General features: G+C 67.2%; 17 protein-coding genes. All 17 read right to left on the bottom strand.

The annotated features are described in order from the left end of the window. Positions 1–9: 9 nt before the first annotated feature. The 17 genes from BM193_RS21505 to BM193_RS21425 all read right to left on the bottom strand — a co-directional run bounded on the left by BM193_RS21505 (position 10) and on the right by BM193_RS21425 (position 21027). Positions 10–933: a diguanylate cyclase domain-containing protein gene (locus tag BM193_RS21505; protein ID WP_092799973.1), complete on the bottom strand. Its 924-nt coding sequence runs from the start codon at positions 931–933 to the stop codon at positions 10–12. Then, positions 930–5426: a PAS domain-containing protein gene (locus tag BM193_RS21500; RefSeq protein ID WP_254786356.1), complete on the bottom strand. Its 4497-nt coding sequence runs from the start codon at positions 5424–5426 to the stop codon at positions 930–932. The genes BM193_RS21505 and BM193_RS21500 overlap by 4 nt, the downstream gene beginning before the upstream one ends. A 262-nt stretch (positions 5427–5688) precedes the next feature. Next, complete coding sequence (locus BM193_RS21495) at positions 5689–6054, bottom strand: YgiW/YdeI family stress tolerance OB fold protein (RefSeq protein ID WP_092799975.1); 366 nt, start codon at positions 6052–6054, stop codon at positions 5689–5691. Between the two features lie 27 nt (positions 6055–6081). Further along, on the bottom strand, positions 6082–6654 hold the full coding sequence (locus BM193_RS21490) for a prepilin-type N-terminal cleavage/methylation domain-containing protein (RefSeq protein ID WP_092799977.1): 573 nt from the start codon (positions 6652–6654) through the stop codon (positions 6082–6084). Positions 6655–6771: 117 nt separating this feature from the next. Continuing rightward, positions 6772–7485: a hypothetical protein gene (locus BM193_RS21485; RefSeq protein WP_092799979.1), complete on the bottom strand. Its 714-nt coding sequence runs from the start codon at positions 7483–7485 to the stop codon at positions 6772–6774. After that, on the bottom strand, positions 7485–8264 hold the full coding sequence (locus BM193_RS21480; RefSeq protein ID WP_092799981.1) for an ABC transporter permease subunit: 780 nt from the start codon (positions 8262–8264) through the stop codon (positions 7485–7487). Before BM193_RS21480 ends, BM193_RS21485 begins: the two co-directional genes overlap by 1 nt. Continuing rightward, complete coding sequence (locus BM193_RS21475) at positions 8264–8980, bottom strand: type II secretion system protein (protein ID WP_092799983.1); 717 nt, start codon at positions 8978–8980, stop codon at positions 8264–8266. The genes BM193_RS21480 and BM193_RS21475 overlap by 1 nt, the downstream gene beginning before the upstream one ends. Further along, positions 8977–9693: a hypothetical protein gene (locus BM193_RS21470; RefSeq protein ID WP_092799985.1), complete on the bottom strand. Its 717-nt coding sequence runs from the start codon at positions 9691–9693 to the stop codon at positions 8977–8979. The genes BM193_RS21475 and BM193_RS21470 overlap by 4 nt, the downstream gene beginning before the upstream one ends. Then, complete coding sequence (locus BM193_RS28870) at positions 9690–10103, bottom strand: hypothetical protein (RefSeq protein ID WP_092799987.1); 414 nt, start codon at positions 10101–10103, stop codon at positions 9690–9692. The genes BM193_RS21470 and BM193_RS28870 overlap by 4 nt, the downstream gene beginning before the upstream one ends. Next, positions 10100–10783, bottom strand: a complete 684-nt coding sequence (locus tag BM193_RS21460; RefSeq protein ID WP_254786355.1) for a hypothetical protein — start codon at positions 10781–10783, stop codon at positions 10100–10102. The genes BM193_RS28870 and BM193_RS21460 overlap by 4 nt, the downstream gene beginning before the upstream one ends. Beyond that, on the bottom strand, positions 10780–12345 hold the full coding sequence (locus BM193_RS21455; RefSeq protein WP_092799989.1) for a hypothetical protein: 1566 nt from the start codon (positions 12343–12345) through the stop codon (positions 10780–10782). The genes BM193_RS21460 and BM193_RS21455 overlap by 4 nt, the downstream gene beginning before the upstream one ends. A gap of 21 nt (positions 12346–12366) precedes the next feature. Then, on the bottom strand, positions 12367–13572 hold the full coding sequence (locus BM193_RS21450) for a type II secretion system F family protein (RefSeq protein ID WP_092799991.1): 1206 nt from the start codon (positions 13570–13572) through the stop codon (positions 12367–12369). Next, positions 13572–15275, bottom strand: a complete 1704-nt coding sequence (locus tag BM193_RS21445; protein WP_092799993.1) for a GspE/PulE family protein — start codon at positions 15273–15275, stop codon at positions 13572–13574. Before BM193_RS21445 ends, BM193_RS21450 begins: the two co-directional genes overlap by 1 nt. 7 nt (positions 15276–15282) lie before the next feature. Then, a complete protein-coding gene (locus BM193_RS21440; protein WP_254786354.1) occupies positions 15283–16752 on the bottom strand; it encodes a tetratricopeptide repeat protein in 1470 nt (489 codons plus the stop codon). Next, a complete protein-coding gene (locus BM193_RS21435; RefSeq protein WP_092799995.1) occupies positions 16749–18713 on the bottom strand; it encodes a secretin N-terminal domain-containing protein in 1965 nt (654 codons plus the stop codon). Before BM193_RS21435 ends, BM193_RS21440 begins: the two co-directional genes overlap by 4 nt. Before the next feature lie 122 nt (positions 18714–18835). After that, entirely contained in the window at positions 18836–20302 is a 1467-nt protein-coding gene (locus BM193_RS21430; RefSeq protein ID WP_254786353.1) for an ExeA family protein, read from the bottom strand. Further along, positions 20299–21027 carry an ABC transporter ATP-binding protein gene (locus tag BM193_RS21425; RefSeq protein ID WP_092799997.1) on the bottom strand — a complete coding sequence of 243 codons (729 nt, stop codon included), beginning with the start codon at positions 21025–21027 and terminating at the stop codon, positions 20299–20301. The genes BM193_RS21430 and BM193_RS21425 overlap by 4 nt, the downstream gene beginning before the upstream one ends. Between the last annotated feature and the right edge of the window lie 49 nt (positions 21028–21076).

Below are 21076 nucleotides of genomic sequence, written 5' to 3'. Positions count from 1 at the left end.
CGCCGCGTATCACTCCCCCTCGGACGCGCAATACCTGTCCCGTCCCGTATGCTTGGCGCGGTACAGCAGGGCGTCGGCGGCGCGGATCAGGGCGCTGGCGTCCATGCCTTCCGTGGGCATGACGCTGGCCATGCCCAGGCTGACGGTGACGTGCGGGCCGACGCTGGACCTGGCGTGCGGGATGTGCAGGGCGCGCACTTCGTCGAGGATGCGCTGGGCCACCACTTCGGCGCCGTCGCGCGTTTCCTGCGGCAGCAGGATGATGAATTCCTCGCCGCCATAGCGCGCCAGCAGGTCGGGCGGGCGCACGGCGCAGCGGCGCATGGCGGCGCTCACCTGCTGCAGGCACAGGTCGCCCGCCTGGTGGCCATACGTGTCGTTGTAATCCTTGAAGTGGTCGATGTCGGCCATGATGACGGCCATGGCCACGCCATCGCGGGCGCAGCGGCGCCATTCGCTTTCCATGGTGTCGTTGAAGCTGCGCCGGTTGGCCACACCCGTGAGCGAATCGGTCAGCGACAGTTCGCGCATGGCGTCGGCCTGGCGCTTGATGGTCAGCTGGCTGCGCACGCGGGCGCGCACCACGGCCGCGTTGAACGGTTTCGTGATGAAGTCGACGGCGCCCGCTTCCAGCGCCCGCGTCTCGTCCTCGGGCTGGTTCAGGGCCGTGACGAAGATCACGGGAATGGCGCTCAGGATGGCCGATTCGCGCAGCGCATTGCAGACGGCATAGCCATCCATGCCCGGCATGACGGCATCCAGCAGGATCAGGTCCGGCATCTGCTTGTGGGCGATTTCCAGCGCTTTTTCGCCGCTCAGCGCGAACAGCACCTCGTGCTCCTCGCGCAGCAGCTGGTGCAGGATCTGGATGTTTTCCATGGCGTCATCGACGATGAGGATGCGCCCGTTCATGGCAAGGTTGGTCCAGCTCACTTGTTTTCCTCTCGTTTCAGCTGATCGAGCACGAGCTTTTCCGCCTCGGAAAAATTCAGTGTTTCAATCGCATTTGCCATCGCCAGAGCGGCTTCTCGGTCTGACTGTTGCATGGCGGGGTGCAGGGCGTGGAATTGGGCCAGCGCCTTCAGGTTGTTGTTGCGGATCGTGACCAGCAGTTCGGCCAGGCCGGCCTGCAGGTCGATTTTTTGCGTGCCGGGCGCTTGCGCTGGCGCATCGCTGCGCCGCAGGGGCGAGGGCAGGGTGCGCGCGCCTTCGATGACGAGCGCCATCGCCCGTTCCAGCTGCGCCAGCAAGGTGGCCGTGGCATGTGCGCGCCCCCCTTTCACGGCTTTTTCCGTCTCGCTGGCCAGGCTGGCGATGCTGGCCGCGCCGAGGTTGGCCGCCACGCCGCAGACGCGGTGCAGCAGCTGCGCCGCCTGTTGCTGCTGGCCTTCGTGCAGCAGGCGCCGGGTTTGCTCGACGGCGTCGCCCTGCGAATTTTCAAAGCGCTTGAGCAGGGCCAGGAAAGCGCCATAGTCGCCGCCGAAACGGCGCAGCGCCGTGTCCAGGTCGATGCCGGGGATCGTGGCGGGCACTTCCAGCGCGTCGCCCGCCTGCGCGCCGGCCACGGCGCCGTCGCTGGCGCCGGCAGGCAGCGAGGGCACCAGCCGTGTCAGGGTCTGGATCATGTCATCGACGTCGATGGGCTTGGCCACGTGCGCGTCCATGCCGCTGGCGATGGCGCGCAGGCGGTCCTCGTCCATGGCGTTGGCCGTCATGGCGACGATGGGCAGTTCCAGCAACCCCAGCGCGCGGATGGCCAGCGTGGCTTCATAGCCATTCATGACGGGCATCTGCAAATCCATCAGCACCGCGTCCCAGGCGTGCGGCGTGCGGGCCAGCATGTCGACGGCCAGCCGGCCGTTGGCGGCCACGGCCACGCGGGCGCCCGAGTGCAGCAGGATGTACTGCGCCACTTCCTGGTTGATTTCATTGTCTTCCACCAGCAGTACGCGCATGCCCGCCAGCAAGCCGGACAGTGGCGTGGAGACGGGCAGCATGGGCGGCGCATTGCGACCGTTGCGCCCGTCGCGCACGGCCGTCACGGCCGCCAGCAGGCGCGCCGGCGTGGCCGGCTTCGAGACGATGCCCGCCAACATCAGGCTGTCGGCCAGGCGCTCGAGGTTTTCACTGTCCTGGTCGGCCACCAGCATGATCACGGGCGGCAGGCGCAGGTGTTCGTCGGCGCGCGCCTCGGTCAGCATGGAAATGCCATCCATGTCCGGCATGGCCGCGTCGAGCAGCACCAGGTCGGCCGGCGGCATGCCATCGGCGCCGCTGGCGTGGTCGCGCAGCAGGGCCAGGCCGGCCGAGCCGCTGTCGGCGCTGCGGCTGTGCCAGCCCAGTGCCGCGCACCACGCTTCGAGCATGGCGCGCACGCTGGCGTTGTCGTCGATGATCAGCAGCGACAGGGGCTTTGGCGCGCTCCGGGCGGGCGTCTCGATGGCCGCCGCTGCGGCGACGCGCGCGAAGCGGCAGGTGAAGCGGAAGTCCGAGCCTTCGCCCAAGGTGCTGCGCACGCTGATCTGGCCGCCCATCAGGTCGACCATGCGCCGGCAGATGGCCAGGCCCAGGCCCGTGCCGCCGTATTTGCGGCTGGTGCTGCTGTCGCCCTGGGAAAAGGCGTCGAAGATGTGTTCCTGCTCGGCCGCGCCGATGCCGATGCCCGTGTCGCGCACGGAAAACTCCAGGGTCACGCCGGCCGCATCGTCGGCCACGGGGCGGATGGACAGCACCACTTCGCCGTGCGTCGTGAACTTGACGGCGTTGCCCATCAGGTTGATGAGGACCTGCTCCACGCGCAGGGCGTCACCCACCAGCTCGGCCGGCACGCCGGGATCGAGCACGAAGACGGGTTCCACGCCGCGTGCCCAGGCGTTGCTGGCCAGCAGCACGCCGACGCTGCCCAGCATGCGCTCGAGCTGGAAGCGGCGCTGTTCCAGCACCATCTGGCCCGCCTCGATCTTCGAAAAATCGAGCACGTCGTTGACGATGTTGAGCAGCGACTGCGTGGCCATCTGGATCTTGCCGACATAGCTGCGCTCGCGCCGCTCCAGCGGCGACTCTTCCAGCAGGCGGGCCAGGCCGATGATGGCGTTCATCGGCGTGCGGATCTCATGGCTCATGTTGGCGACGAATTCGCTCTTCGCGATGCTGGCCGCCTCGGCCTTGTCGCGCGCGCGCACCATCTGTTCGTTCAGCTCGTGCAGGCGCAGTTCCGTGCGCTTGAGCTCCGATACATCCGAGGCCAGCACGAAAAATCCCCGCACGCCGCCGCCGTCGTCGAAATCGGGGATGTAGTTGGTCCACGTGTGGCGCACCTGGCCCGTCGGGTCGAGCAGGTCGCGCTCGAAGCTTTGCGGCCGCCCCGCCAGCACGCCTTCGACGTGGGGCGCATACACATCGAACAGGTCCTGGCCCAGCAGTTCGCTCATGTGGATGCCGGCCAGCTCGGCGCTGCTGCGGCCAAACCATTCGTTATAGAATTTGTTCGCAAAGCGGCAGCGCAAGTCGTGGCCCCAGTACGAGACCATGCCGGGCAGGTTGTCCGTGACGGTGCGGATGAAGCGCTCGCTCTGCTCCAGGCGCCAGGTGGTGGCATGCAGCACTTCCGTGGCGCGCTTGCGGTCCGTGACGTCGATCGATACGCCCAGCACGTGGCTGGCGCGGCCCGCATCGTCGCGCAGCACCACCTTGCGCGTGGTGAAATGGCGCGTGGTGCCGTCCGCCGTATTGATCGCTTCCTGTTCGATCTCCACCATCTGCCCCGTCGCCAGCAGCTTGCGGTCGGCGCTGGCGAAGGCGGCCGCCTGCTGCGGCGGGAAGAAATCGCTGTCGGTCTTGCCCAGTAATTGTTCGCGCGAGCGGCCCAAGGTCAGTTCCGTGTGGCGGTTGACCATTTCAAAGCTCAGCCTGTCGGCGCGCTTGACGAACACCATGGCCGGAATATTTTCGATGATGGTGCCGAACAAATGCTTGGAGCGGCGGAACTCCGCTTCGCTGCGCTTGCGCTCGCTTATGTCGAGCCACAGTCCCGACACGCCCAGCATCTGCTGCTCGGGGCCGAAGATAGGATGGAAGGAAACGATCCAGTGGCTGGCCTGTTCGCGCTGCTGGCCGCTGGTGCCTTTCAGTTCGATATCGACGATGGGCTGGCCCGTCTCCAGCACCTGGCGCAGGCAGCGCTCCACCTCCACCCGCACGGCGTCGTCGAACAGCATGACGCCGACGCGGCGGCCCAGATGCTGCTGCACGCTGGCCGCGTTGATGGCGGCCAGGTACTGGTTGATCATGACGATGTGCAGCTCGCGGTCGACGAACAGCATGCCGATGGGCGCCGTCGCGTACACGGTTTCCAGCAGGCGCGTGGATTTTTCCAGCGCCAGCGTGCGTTCGGCCACCAGGCTTTCCAGCTGCGTGCGGTGGCGCCGCAAGTCGCGCTCCAGCGCGTTCAGGGCGCCGGCCATGTCGGCCGATTCACGGTCCGTGTGCTTGCCCGCGAGCCGGGGCTTGCCGTGCGCCAGCGCCTGGATCTGCCGCGTCAGTTCCTGCAAGGTGCGCGCCAGGCGGCCGCCCACGCGCCAGGCCAGCACATAGGCGGCGCCCAGCAGCAGGGCCAGGATGACGGAGCCCGTCACCACCGAGCGCAGCAGCGCGTCCGCCACCGTGCTGGTGCGCATGGTGACGGCCACCGTCCAGGTATCGGCGCGGGCGCGGTGAAAGCCCGTGTAGACGTCGAGGCCTTCCAGGGTGGCATGGCGCAGCACGCCTTCGCGGCCCTGGCGGATCTGTTCCAGCAGCGGCGCCGACGCGCGCTGGCCCACATAGCGCTGCGGCGCCAGGGTGCGCGCCACGTTGATGCCGTCGGCATTGATGATGGCCGCGCCCAGGTAGGCGGGCATGTTCAGTTCGCGCATCAGCATGGGCAGGTAATCGGCCGGGTACAGCGCCGTGAGTACCCAGGCGCCGCCCTTGTCGCGGGGCAGCGGCAGGTTCAGCGCCAGTTGCGGTGGCGTGTCGGGGGCGTTGAACAGGCTGGTCAGGCGCGGCTTGCCTTGCTCGCGCGCGCGCTGCATGCTGGCGGCCCATTTCTGCGGCAGCGGCGGCGGCACCTCGATGGCGGCCAGGGAGGTATTCACCAGCTGGTTGCCGGCCGTGTCGGAAACGATGAAGGTGCTGATGGCCAGGCCTGGCTGCAGCAGGCCGCCGACCAGGGTGCGCAAGGCGCTGGTGTCACCGCTTTGCAGGATGGGCGAGCCGGCGACGATGCGCGCGGCCATGTGCGCACCGCTCAGGTCGCGTTCGACGGCGGCGGCCACGGCGCGCGCCGCCTGTGCCGTCTCGCTGACGACATGCTCGCGTTCACGCGTGTAGCTTTGCGCCACCAGCAGCATGAACACCAGCGCCGTTGGAATGACCCAGGCGAGCACCAGCCATGAAATTCGTGAGCGTATCGAAGGCAAATCTTGCACCCGGAAAGCTCCCAGAATGGATGAGTCGACAGGCTGGCTCACGCTGGCGCTGGCTGACGTTGAATGAAAAGATGCTAGACGAAATTGATTGTTCTGACAAGCCTAGTTTCTGCTGTGGAAAAAAGGTTGCGCCAGGAACATGGGAAGACAACGCCGCGCTGCGCGGATGGCAGGCGGGCGAGGCGCTCATCCCGCCATGGCGGCGGGAGAGCGGGGCAGCTTACTGGACGACGGTCAGCACGTCGACGTCGATTTCCGGGCTTTCCATGAAGTCCTTTTCCACTTCGCCGCGGATCTCGACCTGCGTCCTGGCGTCGATCTTGCGGTTCATGAAGACCTTGTCGTCGATTTCCACGCGGATCTCCGCCGTGCCGTCGGAGAACGTGTATTTTTCGTTGCCGACCTTGCGCAGCAGATGGCCGCGCAGCACGACAGCCTGGTCATCGACGGGGTTTTTCAGGATGGCGGCAACGGTCTTTGGCGCTTCAGGACCGGTGGATGGTCCCACGTACTGGGCCTGGGCGCTGCCGGCCAGCAAGGCGCAGGCGGCGGCCAGGGAAATGATGACTTTGCGATGTAGCGACATGGTACTCCTTCGATAGTGACAGCCTTGTCAGAAAAACACGGCGGTGCGGGGGATGATAGCACCGGTATTGCCATATGGCATGTTCGCCCGGACGCTGCCCGTGCTGGCCACGCCATCGTCGAGTTTGCTGTCGATCTGCTCCGCATAGCCTTCCGGCAAGTTGTCGAAACGGATGCCGTTGCCGGCCCGCCCGCCCACTTCATCGTTGTACAGGTAGACGGCGCCGCCCTGGGCGCTGGTCATGAATTGCGAGGTGCCGTTGAACGAGCCCGTGATAAAGCCGCCCAGCGCCAGGTGCTGCGGCGCCAAGGTGAATTCGCGCGGCTGGCCGTCACCGATCTGGCCGTCGCCATTGCCGTTGCCGGCCGAGTTAGGCACGTGCACGGTACCCTGGATATCGTCGCCGGGCAGGGCGCGGAATTTATCCTGGTAGGCGTTGACGGCGGCCGTCAGCGAATTCGACTGCTGGATGATGTTTTTCACCTTGGCGCTGTCGATCAGGCCTTGTCCCTTCAGCACGCCGCCCAGCAGCAAGCCGATGATGACCAGGACGATGGCGATTTCAACGAGCGTAAAGCCTTGCTGGCGGCGTGGGGGCATGGGAATTCCTTGTGAAAAGCGTGGGCTGCGGGGGCCTGGTTATCGGGCAGTTTACTGCAAATGGGCATGCGCGGGAATGGCGTTTGCGCACCGCCGGCGCCGGCCATGTCAGGGTGCTCACTTTGCTTTCTTTGCGGAAAGTTCGTCGAGGCGGCGCGCCAGGAATGCCAGCTCGTGCGGGTCGCTGATCTGGCCGCTGGCGATCAGGCCGCCGATCACCAGGCGCGCGCTGTCGAGCTGGTCCATGTCTTCCAGGATGAACGCCTCCATTTCGCGCACCCAGGGCGGCACTTGCGGCCCCGTCGCCAGCTGGCGCAGTTCGCGCGCGTAGCCGAGCGCCAGTGGCAGGTCGTGCAACTGGTGCTTCGCCACCAGCACGGCTTGCGCCATGGCGGGCCAGCGCCGTTGCGGGTCGGCCGCGAAGCTGCCGGCGACAAACGCCAGCATGCGCCGCGCGCGCCGCGGATCGGCCACGCCGGCATACACTTCGCTGGCGGCCACCAGCGCGTACTGGCTGCGCGGATCGAGCGTTTGCGCCGTTTCCAGCCAGCCGGCCAGGCGTTCATAGTCGAGCGCGCGCCATGGCAGGCTGACGCCGGGCTGGTCCTCGAACGCCTGCAGGTACAGCAGCATGGCCTTCGACATGGCCAGCGGCTCGCCCAGGCTGGCCAGGCGCGCCACGCCTGCTGGCGGCGCGGCGGGCAGCGGGCGCGCTTGCGCCGGCGCTTGCTGTTGCGCCACGCGCCAGCCCAGCTGCAGCAGCAGGCAGGCCGCCAGCAGCCAGCACACGGGGCGCGGCACGCTGGACCAGGGGCGCAGGGAGGCGGCCATCAGATATTCCTGCGGTAAAAATCGCACAGCGCGCAGGCAGCCAGCAAGCCGACATAGATGGCCGTTTGCGCCGCCATGCCAGCCAGGGCGGCCAAGTCGCCGGTGCCGTACAGCAGCCATTCCGTGCGCGTAAAATCGTCGAGGCGGGGCAGCAGCAGGGCCAGGACGTCGATGCCGCCCGCCATGGCCTGCTGCGCCCAGGAGCGGCCCGCCTGGGGACTATGCGCCAGCAATTGCAGGCTGCCCAGCAGGCGCGCCAGCACATAGAAGCCGCTGACGGCGGCCAGCGCGGGCAGCGTCTGCTGCAGGCTGGCCGCGCACAGCAGGCTGAAGGCCGCGACGATCCACAATTCTGCCAGCAGGGACAGGGCCCACAGCGCGGCCTGCGCGGGCGCGGCGAACAGCGCCATCAAGGCGCCGAAGAGCGCGGCGGGAACGGCCGCCAGCGCCGCATGCCCCAGCAGCTTGCCCAGCAGGTAGGCGGCGCGCGGCATGGGCAGGGCCAGCAGCAGTTCCAGGCCCTTGTCGGCCGCTTCGCGCGCCATGCTGGTGACAATGAAGGTGGCCAGCAGGAAGACGCTGGCCAGGCGCAAGGTGGCCGCCAGCAGGGCCGCCTGCACGGCGCCGCTTTCCGTCAGCGCCAGTTGCTGCAGGAAGCCGGCCAGGCCGGCGGCGCCGCAGGCGGCCAGCACGAAGAGCCACAGCAGGCGGCTGCGCAGCGCTTCGAGCACGGTGTAGCGGGCGATGGTGCGCGCGGGAGCCAGGGTGGAGATCAGCATCAGCGGGGCAGCCTTTGCGCGGCCACCATGCGGTTGAACAGGATGTTGGGCGACAGCCAGACGACGATGTCGTCGAACTCGCCGCCCGGCTGCTGCGCGCCGCTGGCGGGACGGCTGATGTAGATGTTGCTGCTCGCAGCATTGCTGCGCTCGTCGACATTGTTCCCCGCGGCCACGGCCTGGCGCTGGCCCTGCACGCTGGTGGCGCCGAAACCGTTCTTGCCGTGCGACATGATCATGGCGGGGATGTCGTTCAGCGCCGTCGCCTGCAGCAGCGGGCCGCCATTGCGCGTGACGATGCTGATGTCGCGCGGCGTTCCCAGGTTGAACAGCTGTTCGCTGTCGCTGAAGGCGGGGGTCACGCTGTAGCGGAACAGCTTGTCCCAGCTATCGCCCTGGCGCAAGCCCAGGGTGGCCCAGGGCAGGAAGCCCACGCGCTTGTCGCCGTTGCAGCGGCCGCCGCGCCGGTCTTCCAGGCCATTCACGGCGGAAATGGCGGGGCAGGGCAGGTAGCCATAGCGCAGCGCGTAGCCCGTCAAGGCTTCCTTCGCCTCGTCCAGCGCCTTTTGCGTCTCGGCCACCTTGCGCTGCTCCAGCTGCACCGTCAGCGGCGTGACCAGGCCGCCGATCATCAGGCCGACGATGACCAGCACGATGGCGATCTCGATCAGCGAAAAGCCGCGCTGCCGGCGCAGGGATGGCGGGCGGGCGCTCATGGCAGGTTGCGCGCGGCGCGCATGCGTTGATACAGGGCAGGCAAGGTAATCCAGGTAAACATGTCGTCGAAGGCGCCGCCCGGCAGCGCGTCATTGGCGCTGGCGGGGCGGAAAATGAAACTGCGGCTGGCGTGGTCGTTGCTGGCCTCATCGATATTGCCGCGTGCCGTATTGCGTTGCGCCACGCCGCTGGCCGTGGTGCCGAAGTGCTCCTTGCCTTGCGAGAACAGCACGGCGGGCAGGCACTGGGCGCTGACGTCGCACAGGTCCTGTCCCGCCACATAGGCGAAGGCGCCGCTGCCGTCGCGCGCCAGCACGACCCGGTTGGCGACGGCGGAAAACGAGATGATGGGCGCGCGGCTCATTTGCGGCGTGACGCTGTAGCGCAGCAGCTTGCCCCAGGCGTCGCTGCCCGCCACGCCCAGCGTCACCCACGGCAGGAAGCCGCTGCAGTCGGCGTCGCTGGCGCAGTCGGCGGCGCGCTCGTGGCCATCGAGGGCGGAAGCGGCCGGACGGGGCAGGCGGCCGTGCGTGACGGCAAAGCCCAGCAAGGCGTCGCGGGCCTGCGCCAGGGTGGCCAGGGTGCGCTGCTGGCGCGCCGCCTCGCCCGTATCGCGGCCAAAGGCACCGATCAGCAGGCTGGCCGCACCGAGGCCCAGCACGGCCACCAGCAGCAGCAAAGCGGCGCCGCGCTGCGACGGTATCTGCCTCATGGCTGTCCCTCCGGCGCTTCGCTGACGCTGCCGCTGGCCGGGTCGTAGCGCTGGCCCGGTTTCAGCCGCACCACCTGGCCGCTCGACAGGCGCAAGGTCAGGGTGCCGCCCCTGGCCTGGTCGAGCTGGTTGTGCGGTTCCTGCTGCGGCGTCTGGTTCAGCCAGACGGTCGAGCGTCCGCTGCTGCGCTCGACCATGCCGTTCAATTCCATGGGCGGCGGGGGCGGTGGCGGTGGCGGGGGCGGCGGCGCTACGGCCGGGGCCGGCGTGCCCGGCGGCGGACCGTAGCGCTGCGCATCCAGCTGGGTGCGCTGTTCCGGCGTCATGAACAGGCGCCCCAGCTGCGGCCCCTGGGCGCGCGCGCAGAAAGCCGCCCCGAACAGTGCGCACAGGAGCACGGCGCGCTTCATGGCAAGCCCTGCACGGGCACGGCGACGCTGCCCAGGGTCAGCCACAGCAGGCTGCAGTCGGCGCTGAGGGCAGACGTGGCGCCTGCCGGCGGGCCACCTGCGCCATTGCGCTTGAGCGTGCATTCCTGCACGGCGAAATAGCCCGCCTGGCGCAAGTCATCGAGCAAGTTCAGCAAATCGAGTTCGTGCAGCAAGTCCAGATGCAGCTGCATGCGGCTGCCGCGCAGCTGGTATTGGCCCATGGCCATCGGCGTGGGCACTTGCAGCGTTTGCTGAGCGCTGATTTCATAGCCGATGGGCAGCAGCTTGCGCTGTTCCTGGCTCAGCCGGATGGCGTCGATCCAGGCCAGGCGGTTTTCCTCGCCGATCAGGCCGCGCTGGCGCAAGGCGAGAAATTGCGGTTCGTACAGGCGTATTTCGCCTTTTTCCGCTTCCGCGTGGTTGAACAGGCTGGCCGCCGCCGCGCGCGCATGGCGGGCGAATTCGAACTGCTGCGCCGCGCGTTCGCGGTACGCGGCGCTCAGGCTCAGCAGTATAAGGCTGGCCAGCAGGGTCAGCGCAAAGCACAGCAGGGCGCGGCGGATCAGCGGCAGTTCGCCCAGCCAGGCGGGCAGGGCAGGGGCGGGCGCGGCGGCCTTTTTCATGCCTGGCAGCGGCGTTTGCTTGACGGGGCCGCTCATGGCTGCCACACCAGCAGGAGGGTAAAGCGGGCCTGGCTGTCCGGCGCCGGCGTGGCGCTCTTGCCGGACAGGGCCACGCTGGAACGCAAGTCCAGCGGCGTTTCCTCGATGGCTACCTGCATGCCCGGCTGGCGCGCCAGCGTTTGCGCAAAGGCCGTGATGGCGCCCAGCGCGGCGCGGTAGTCATTGTTTGGCATGGCCACGTCCGCTTCCAGGCGCAGCGCCTGCGGCGGCGGCACGGGAATGCCGGCCAGGCTGCTGCCCGGCGGGGGACTGTTGCCGGCCTGCGGCGGCGCCTGCCCGCTGCCCGGCGTGCGCGCCGACGGCGGTCCCGCGTTCCAGTGCAGCTGGCCCAGCTGGACTTGCGGCGCCTGGTCCAGCGCCGCGCTCAGCATGCCCAGCAGCCGGCCCGGCTCCGGCGCCTGGCTGGCGATCATGCGTCCCAGGGTGACGGCCACTTTCATGTTCTGCGTCTTGGCGGGCGCCGGCGGCATGCCGGACATGATGTTGCGGTAGCGTTCCTCGTAGGAGGCCGTTTCCTGCCGCAGCCGCGCGCCGGCCGCGTCATCGTTGATGCCGCCCAGGACGTTGATCACGCACCACAGGGCCGCCGAGGCGCCGATCAGCGCGCTGGCGCCATACAGCGCCTTGCGCGCGCGCTGGAAGTGGTAATAGCGCGCCAGCGCGCCCGGCGGGTAATGGCTGGGCGGCGGCTGCTTGCCAAGCAAGGTCAGCAGCAACTCATCGGCCAGCGCCGGCGTCTGCCGCAAGCCCACGCGCTCGCTGGCGACTTGCAGGTCGATGAAGTGGTAGGCCACTTCCAGGTCGTTATCGCACAGCAGTTCGAGCTTGGCGATCTGCGCGGCCGGCGCCAGGATGACGGTATTGAGCACTTCGCCGCGCGCCAGCATGCGCGTGCTGGTGAGAAATTGCCGGGTCTTCTCCGTTTCCAGTGCGATATTCACGGCCACGCCGTCGAGCGCGATGGTGGCCGTCTGGCGCGAGAAGCGCAGCTGGCCCTTTTCATAGTAGCTTTGCCGCAAGCCGCCTGATTGCTGCGTCACCAGCAGCAGGTGTTCGTGCGCGAGGGCCAGCTTGCGTACCAGGGCGATGCTGAGCAGGCTGGTCGAATAGATGCCGGCGACGGGAATGCGCAAGTGTTCCAGCGCCTCCGTCCACGGCTGCAGCAGCGAGGGATTGGTCAGCGCGAAGAACAGCACCTGGTCGTCGTGGCGGCCCGTGCTTTCGCGGCCCAGCAGGGTGCTGCCGCGGTAGGGGGTATCGCGGTGCAGCTGCTGCTTGCGCCGCTCCAGCAGCGCGCGGCCCGCCTTGCCGCGCACGTGCGGCACGAGCTGGTGCTGGAAATCTTCCTCGATCAAGTCCGTCAGCAGGTAGGCGGGCACGTCCAGCCGCTGCGCCTGCGGGTCTTCCAGCCAGGCGGCGAAGTCGTCCAGCCCGGCCGCGCTGGCGGGAAACACCTGGCCGGGGCCCAGCGCGCCATGGTGCCAGTCGTAGGCGCACAGGGCATCGCTGGTGATGTAGAGCAGTTGTTTGCGGAACACGGCGGCCTCAGGTCTCGGGTCTCAAGTTTTCATCGTACTGATGGTGTCGTAGATCGGCCCCAGCACGGACAGCATGATCCAGCCCAGCAGCAGGCCCAGGATCACGGTCATGGCCGGCTCTATCATCGCCTGCACTTTTTCAATCAATTCCTTCACTTCGCGGTTGTAGAAATAGCTCACATTGCGCAAGGCCGTATCCAGCGATCCCGTGGCTTCGCCCACTTTCAGCATGCGGATCACCAGCGGCGGAAAGATGCCCGTGTGCTGGAAGGCGGCGGTGACGCCGTGGCCTTCGCTGATCAGCTGCGCGGCGCGGCGCAGGCCGGCGGCCACCACCTGGTTGCCGGCGATGCCTTCGGACAGGCGGATGCATTCGAGGATGCTGATGCCGGATGCATACATCAGGGCAAAAAACGTGGCAAAGCGCGACAGGATGATCTTGTGCAGCACGGGACCGATCAGCCACAGCCGCAGCTTCAGGCCATCCCAGGCATAGCGCACCGGCGCGCTGCGGCGGATCGCCGCGCGCCCGCCGAAGAAGGCCAGCACGGGCAGGGCCAGCAGCACATACCAGTAATCGATGAACACATTCGATACAAAGATCAGCGCGCGCGTATGCAGCGGCAACTCGCCGCCCATGTTGCGGATGAAGGCCGTCAGCTGGGGCACAAGGTAAATCATCAGGAAAAACGTCACGGCCGCCACGACGAGGGCCACGATGATCGGGTACATGACGATCTTGCGCGTCTGCGACGCCAGCTCGTCCTGCCATTTCAGGCTTTCCGACAGGTTCTTGAAGACTTCGGCGATCTTGCCGCTCTGTTCGCCCGCCAGGATCAGGCTGGTGAAGGTGGCGTCGAAGATGTCGCCATGCTGGGCCAGCGCGCCCGACAGCGGCAGGCCGCCCTCGATGCTTTCAATCAGATCCGTGACGACTTCGCGCAGGCGCGGATGATCCGTGCTTTCGCGCAAGTCGTTCAAGCCTTCCAGGATGGGCACGCCGGCCCCCGTCAATTGCTCCATGTGGAAGCAGAAATTGATCAGGTCGCGGCGGTGGATCACGCGCTTGCCCAGCAACACCAGATACTGTCCCGTGATCTTGCAGTCGATCAGGTCGAGCTGCATGTGGTGCAGGCGCGCCTCCAGGTCCGGCACATTGGCCGCCTCCATGCTGCCGGGAATCATCGCCCCGGCCGCATCCATGGCGCGGTAGACATACAGCGCCATCAGACCAGCCTGTCCGTCAGGTCGACCACGCGGGCCACTTCTTCCAGCGTGGTGACGCCTTCGCGCACGCGGCGCATGCCGTCGTCGACCAGCGCCTTGAAGCCGGCCGCGCGGGCCGCGTTCTTCAATTCGCGGCTGCTCGCGCGGCGCGCCGTCAACTCGTCGAGTTCGGCCGTCATCTTGAGGATTTCCATGATGGCCAGGCGGCCCTTGTAGCCCTGGTGCGCGCAGCGCTCGCAGCCGACGGCGCGGCAGATGCTGACTTCGGCATCGTCGGAAACCAATCCCAGCAGGCGCCGCTCGACCTCGTCGGCGATCACGCTTTCCTTGCAGTGCGGGCACAGGCGGCGCACCAGGCGCTGCGCCACGATGCCGATGATGTTGCCGGCCATGATGTCGGGCAGGATGCCGATGTCGAGCAGGCGCGAGACGGAGCCGATGGCCGAGCTCGTATGCAGGGTGGAATACACCTGGTGGCCCGTCATGGCGGCGGCAAAGGCCATTTCCGCCGTTTCGCGGTCGCGGATCTCGCCCACCAGGATGATGTCCGGATCCTGCCGCATCATCGAGCGGATGCCGTCGGCAAAGCCCAGCTTGACGGACTCGTTGACGGAAGTCTGGCGTATCATGTTCATCGGATACTCGACCGGATCTTCCAAGGTCATGATGTTGACGCTTTCCGTATTGATATGGTTGAGTATCGAATACAGGGTGGTGGTCTTGCCGCTGCCCGTCGGGCCCGTCACGAGGATCACGCCGTCGGGCCGCGCGATCATCAGTTTCAGCAGGTTCAGTTCCGCCTCGGCCAGGCCCAGCGCATCGAGCGGGACGATGCCTTTTTGCCGGTCCAGCACGCGCAGCACGACGTTTTCGCCATGCGTGGTCGGTTGCGCCGAGGCGCGGAAGTCGATTTGCCTGCCGGAAAATTTGATGCTGATGCGGCCATCCTGCGGTGCGCGCGCCTCGGCGATATTCATGCCCGACATCACCTTCAGGCGCACGGCCATGGCCGGCCAGTACGATTTGTGCAGGCTGCGGATCTGCCGCAGGATGCCGTCGATGCGGTAGCGGATGCGCAGGAACGACTGCTCCGGCTCGAAATGGATGTCGGAGGCGCCATGCTGCACGGCGTCGGCCAGCAGCGCATCGATCAGGCGCACCATGGGCTGGCTGTATTCGTCCGAGGGCGAGGCCATGCTTTGATAGCTGACTTCGCCCGTTTCGATTTCATGCAGGATGCCGTCGATCGACAGCTCGAAGCCGTAATACTGGTCGATGGCGCGTGAAATATCCGATTCGTTGACCAGCACGGTGGAAATCGTGATGCCCTTGACCAGCATGGCGCTGATCTGGTCCAGCGCGACGATGTTGCTCGTGTCGGCCATGGCCAGGATCAGGTTGTCGGCCTGCCGTTCGTAGACGATGGGAAAGACGCGGTAGCGCTTGGCCACATCCTTCGGGATGAGTTTCAATGCGATGGCGTCGACGACCAGGCTCGACAGATCGGCGCTCACCTGTTTCAGGTTTTCGCTGAGCGCCTCGCGCACCGTGGCTTCCGTGACGAAGCCCAGGGTGATCAAGAGCTTGCCCAGTGGCTCGCTGCTGCGCTTTTGCTCGATCAGCGCGATGCGCAGCTGGTCTTCGCTGATCACGCCCTTCTGGATCAGCAGCTTGCCGAGGGGAAGTTTTGCCTGTTCTGCCATGTGATGCTTATTCCTGACGGATAATGATGATGGCCGGGTCGCTGCCTGGCGCGGCAGCCATCGGCATGCCCAGTTCGCGCAGGCGCGCCTGCACCACGGCGCGGTCAAAGGCGGCGGGCGCCGTTTGCGCCAGGGCCAGCGCGCGCTGGTAATAGGTGGCGGCCAGCTTCGGCTGGTTCAGCCGGTCCAGGCCCACGGCCAGGTTGAAGGCATAGTCGGGATTGCCTGGCACGGCGTTGTAGGCGCGGAAGAATTGCTGCTGTGCCTCGTTCCAGCGGCGCTGCTTGGCGTACACATTGCCCAGGGCGAACAGCACGGGGCCGCTGTCGGGCGAGCGGGCCAGGATGGCTTTCAATTTCGCTTCGCTTTGCACCACGTCGCCCTGGCGCAAGCCGATCAGCCCGGCCAGCGCCTCGCCATCGTCGGGATTGATCTCCAGCAAACGTACATACAGTGCCGCGGCTTGCGCGCCCTGCCTGTCGCGCAGGGCCACGGCCGCCAGGCCCAGCAGGGCATCGCGGTTGTTGGGGTCTTGCTGCAGCACGGCTTCATATTGCTGGCGCGCGGCGCCCAGCTGGCCCCCGTTCAGGGCCTGATAGGCTTGCTGCACGCCGGGCGCGATCTGCGGCGCGGGCGCGTTGCGCAGCACCTGGATCTGGCTATTGTCAGGCGCGGCGACGGGCGGCAGGCTGGGCGGTGCCGGTGGCGGCATCTGCGCCAGCTGCGCCGCCACGGCCGCCTGGGCCGCCGCTTGTATCATCGCCTGCTGTTCGGCCGCGCTGGCTTGCTGGCGCGGCGCCTGCTGCAATTCGGGCGGCAGGGCTGGCGGCAGTGGCGCGGGAGCCGCTGGCGTGGCTGTGCCCGGGGCCGCCAGTACCACGATGGGGCCGGCGGCACTGGCTGCGCCAGGCGCATCGGTCAGCGGCATGGGCACGCCGGGCAGGTTGGCGCCCGCGCCGGGGCTGGTGCTGGCGCGCCAGTACCAGTACGCCATCGAGCCTGCCACCAGCAGCAGGACGCCCAGCAGGACGGCCAGGCGCACGGTGGCAGGGTCGACACTGATGGGGCCGGCAGGACCTTTCGGCGGCGTGTTGCTGCGGCTGGCGCGGGGCTTGGCGGCCGGCGGCTCGGGACGCGCGCGCGGCGGCTCGCTGCGCGGGCCTGGCTGCGGCCCCGCGGCCTGCGCCGTTGCCGGCTGGGCCGGGGTAGCGCCGGGCGGCGGCGCCGGCGTCGGACTGGACGATGGCGCCGGCGCTGGTGCGGGCGTATCGCCCAGCGGTTCCAGGCTCAGGGTGCTCGGCGCCGGCACGGGCGGCGGCGTCGCTGCTGCCGCTGCGGGACGGGCGGGCATGGCATCGGCCGGCGCCAGCGCCAGTACCTGGTCGTAGGCTTCCGACGGCTTTTCCAGCTCCTCGTCGGGCAGGCTGTTCTGCTTGGCGCGCTCGGCCTTCTTGAGCGCCTGCATGAGCAAGCTCATGGAAAGTCTCCCTGCACGCGCGCCTGCGGCGGTGCGGCGGCCGCGGGCGGTCCTTCCGTGTACGGCTGGCTGTTGAGCGGCGCCTGACCTGGCAGCAGGTAGCGGTAGTCGCGGAAGTCGCCATCGATGCCAGCATCCTTGACCACCACGGGGCGCATGAAGATCACCAGCTCCGTCTTGCTGTTGGCTTCGCTACGATAGGTGAACAGATTGCCCACCACGGGCAGGCTGGACAGGCCGGGCACGCCGTCCTTGAGATTGTCGATGGAATCTTGCATCAGGCCACCCATCACGGCGATCTGGCCGTTGCCTACCTTCATGATCGACTCGAGTTCACGCGCCTGTATCACGGGCACGCGGCTGCGCACGTTGGCCGTGGCCAGGGCCGGGTTCGGATCCTGTTCATAGCCGACGATGCGCGTGATGGTGGGGCGCACGTTCAGGGTCACTTCGTCGCTGTCGGAAATCTGTGGCGTGACGCTCATGACGAAGCCCACGGGCACCGTTTCCAGCTTCGATTCGTAGGTGGCGGGCGTGGTGATGGTGCCTGTCGAGCTGATCACGGCGGGCGTGACCTTGATGGTGAAGAAGACGTTGTTGTCGACCACCTTCAGCATCGCCGTTTGGTTGTTGAGCACGCTGATCTTCGGACTGGACAGCACTTTCACCTTGCCGAACGATTCCAGCAGCTGGATGGTGGTGCTGAAACTGTCTTTCAGATAGTTGAGCACGAAGATGCCGGGCGTGGCACCGGGCGTCACGCCCGATGGCAGCGTGCCCACCTGCTGCTGGCGCAGCTGCAGGTTGCCCGTCAGGCGCGACCAGTTGATGCCCTGCTGGTACTCGTTACTCAGGCGCACTTCGATGATGGTCGCCTCGATCAGCACCTGCCGCTTGGCGCTGTGCAGCACCGTGTCGATGAATTCGGCGATTTTCTCGTGCTGGCGCCCCGTGGCGCGCACGGCGATCAGGCCGCCCTCGACGTTCACCACCACCGACGACGGGCTGCCCTTGTTGGCCAGTTTCAGCAGGGGCAGGCCGTTCGCATCGACCGGCTGGGCCGGGTTGGCGTTGCCCTGCTGCTGTCCCGGCGCAAGCTGGCCGCCCGTCTGCATCGGCGCCTGGCTGCCGTATTGATTGCCGTACTGGCCGCCATTTTGCGTTGGGGGCGGCGCATTGCCGCCCGGGTTCTGCTGCTGGCCTTGCTGGCCCGCTTGGCCCTGCTGGCCTGGCGCATTGCCCTGGGCCGCCGTCAGCTGCTGGTTCAGCTGCGCCAGCGGGTCCACCTGCGCGTCGTTGAGCGTCGTTTCGCGCAGCAAGTCGCGGATATTCCTTTCCAGGCTGTACCAGAAATTATTCTCTGAACGATTCACCACCAGCGTCGTCGAATTGTTATTGCCATTGCCGCTGCTGCCCTGGGCATTCGCATTGGCGCTGCTGTTGCTGCCGGCACCGGCCGTGGAAATCTGCGTGGCGATATTGACGCTGCTGTTGGTGCTGCGCGCCATGTTGACGTAATCGACCTTGTAATTGCGCCATACGGGCGCGTCCGGCAGCACCAGCAGGTTCTTGCCATCGATTTCGTAGCGCATATCGACTTGCTTGCTGATACGCGTCAGCAGTTGCGGCAGGGTCTGATTCAGCGCGTTCAGGGTCACGCTGCCTTCGATCTGCGGGTGAATGTCCACGTTCATGCCGGCGTCGCGCGCCAGCGCGAACAGCAGCGATTGCACGGGCACCTTGTGCACGGTGACGCTGTACGTTTCCGCCTTGGCGGCCGGCAGCGGCGCGGGCAGCACGCTGCTCTGCTGCACGGGTTCGGGAATGGCGCCTGCCGGGCGCGGCGCTTCATTCAGGTGAGCGGGCGACAAGGGCATTTGATGCGAGGCGCAACCGGCCAGCATGGCGCTGCAGGCGAGGGCGAGGCGAGAGGCCAGCACGGGAATAGGCTGTTGATTCATGAAAAGTGCGCCCTTGAAGTCGTGTTGTGCTTTAGCAATTTTAACCACCATGATCCTCTAAAAGCAATCGTCTGTGCAGGGCACGGAGGGAATAAAAGGAAATAAAATCAGGGTGTACCACGTCAGTGATTTTCGTGTTCGACGGCTTTCATTTCCGTGCGGATACTCTCCATGTCGATCAGCAATAGTTTCTGTGGTGATGCACTGTGTTGCCGTGTCCACAAGGCCTCGGCGCTGGCCCGGTCGGCGAAGCTGCCGTAGACAAACAGCAGGCGCGCGGAGGCGTTGGCCGGCAGGACGGCCGGCATGCCGGCGTGGCCGGTTGCCGACGTCTCGCCCGGCAGGCGGAAGACGTGCAGATCGCGCAGGCCGATGGCTTGCTGCGCCTGTTGCAGGAATGCTTCGGCCGCGGCCCTGTCGGCGGCCGGCAGGGTGGCAATGTGCACGCTCAGCTGCTGCGCGTCTTGCCGCGCCAGCCAGCCGCGCGATTCCAGCAAGCTGCGCTCAAGCAGCGGCGCGGACGCGGACGCGGGCGGTGGCGCCCTGCTGCCCGTCGCCATGGCCGGCGTGCTGGCGGCGGTTGCCGTCGCGGCTGCCGCGCCTGCGCCGCCGTGCGCGGGCGCCAGCCATTGCCACAGCAGTGCGGCCGCCAGCAGCAGCATCAGCGCGACGAGGACGATGGCCAGCGGCTTGCCCGCATGCCATGGCGCGGGGCGGAAAGGGCTGTCGGCGATGGCCAGGCGCAGGTGCCGCGCCTGGATTTCCTGCGCGTCGTCGGTGTAGGCCGCCAGCAAGGCCTTGTCCGCCAATATGTTTATACGCCGCACGATGCCCTGCGAGGCGCGCGCCAGCAGGCGCAGGGCGGCCGGCGCGAAGACGAGCGGCGCCGCGCGGCCGGCCGCCGCCAGCCGGCATGCCAGATAATCGTTCAGCAAGGCGGGCGGCAGGCGCGGCACCGTAAAACTGTGCGTGATGCGCTCCTTCAATTGGCGCAACTGGGGCAAGTCCAGCGTGTGCTGCAGTTCCGGCTGGCCGAACAGCACGATTTGCAGCAGCTTATGGCTGGCCGTTTCCAGGTTCGTCAGCAGGCGCAGCGCTTCGAGCGTATCGGCCGGCATGGCTTGCCCCTCTTCCACCAGCAAGAGTACCTGGCGGCCCGCCGCGTGCCTGTTGATGAGTTCGGCATGCAGGGCGCGCAGCACGGCATCGGCGCCATGGCCGGCCAGTGCCAGACCCAGTTCGGCGCCGATGGCATGCATGACTTCGTCCGGCGCCAGGCTGGGATTGAGCAGGTACAGCACGTCGATGCGCGGCGGCAGGCGCTCGGCCAGCATGCGGCACAGCATGGTCTTGCCGCTGCCCACTTCCCCTGTCAGCTTGATGATGCCTTCACCCTGCGTGACGGCATACAGCAGCGCCGCGAGCAATTCGCCGCGCGTATTGCCGGGATAGAAGAAGGCCGGGTCCGGCGTAATGCCGAACGGCGCCGTGCGCAAGCCGAAATGGCGCAGATACATGCCGTGCGGCGACGGCGCATAGGGATGCTCTGGATCGCCGGGCGCGACAGGGTGGTGGGCGTGGGTGCTCATGCGGCAATACAATGCAAGAACGCCTGTTCCAGGCTGGCGTCCGGCGCACCGCCGTGCTGTGCGCGGCAGGCGGCGGGCGTGCCAATAAACACGATGCGGCCCGCATGCAGGATGGCCATGCGGTCGCACAGCTCTTCCACATCGGCCAGCGCATGCGAGGTGAGCAGGGCGCCACGGCCCTGTGCCTGGCATTGCCGCAGCGCCTGCTTGAATTGCGCGCGCGCCTTCGGGTCGAGTCCGCTCATCGGTTCGTCGAGCACCAGCTGCCGCTTGCCCGACAGCAGGCAGGCGGCCAGCCCCAGCTTTTGCATCATGCCCTTTGAAAACGTGCGCGCGGGACGGCGCAGGGCTTCCGGCGCCAGCTCCAGCGCCGCCAGTATCTGCCGCAGCGCGTGTTCGTCGTGGCGCACCTGGTGCAGGCGCGCTAGGTAGCGCAGGAAATCGTCGCCCGTCAGGTAATACGGTGCCTGGAAACGCTCGGGCAGGAAGGACAGGGGCTGGCGCGCCGCGCTATGCCGGTGCGGCTGGCCGAAGATGGCGATGCTGCCCGCCTGCGGCGTGCAAAAGTCCAGCAGGCATTTGAGCAGGGTGGTCTTGCCCGCACCGTTGACGCCCACCAGGCCGAACAGTTCCCCCGCGCGCACGTGCAGGTCGACGCCGCGCAGGACGGCCATGCCGTCCAGCTGCGTGTGCACATTGTCGAACTCGATGGCGCTGGCGTTCATGGGAAGAGGTGGGTGAAAAAAGCGGTGGACGACCTCCATTATTGCCATG

This window comes from Janthinobacterium sp. 344 (assembly GCF_900112025.1).
Lineage (GTDB): Bacteria > Pseudomonadota > Gammaproteobacteria > Burkholderiales > Burkholderiaceae_D > Janthinobacterium.
The sequence above is the reverse complement of the archived record's forward strand: the minus strand, read 5'-3'. Positions and strand labels throughout refer to the sequence as shown.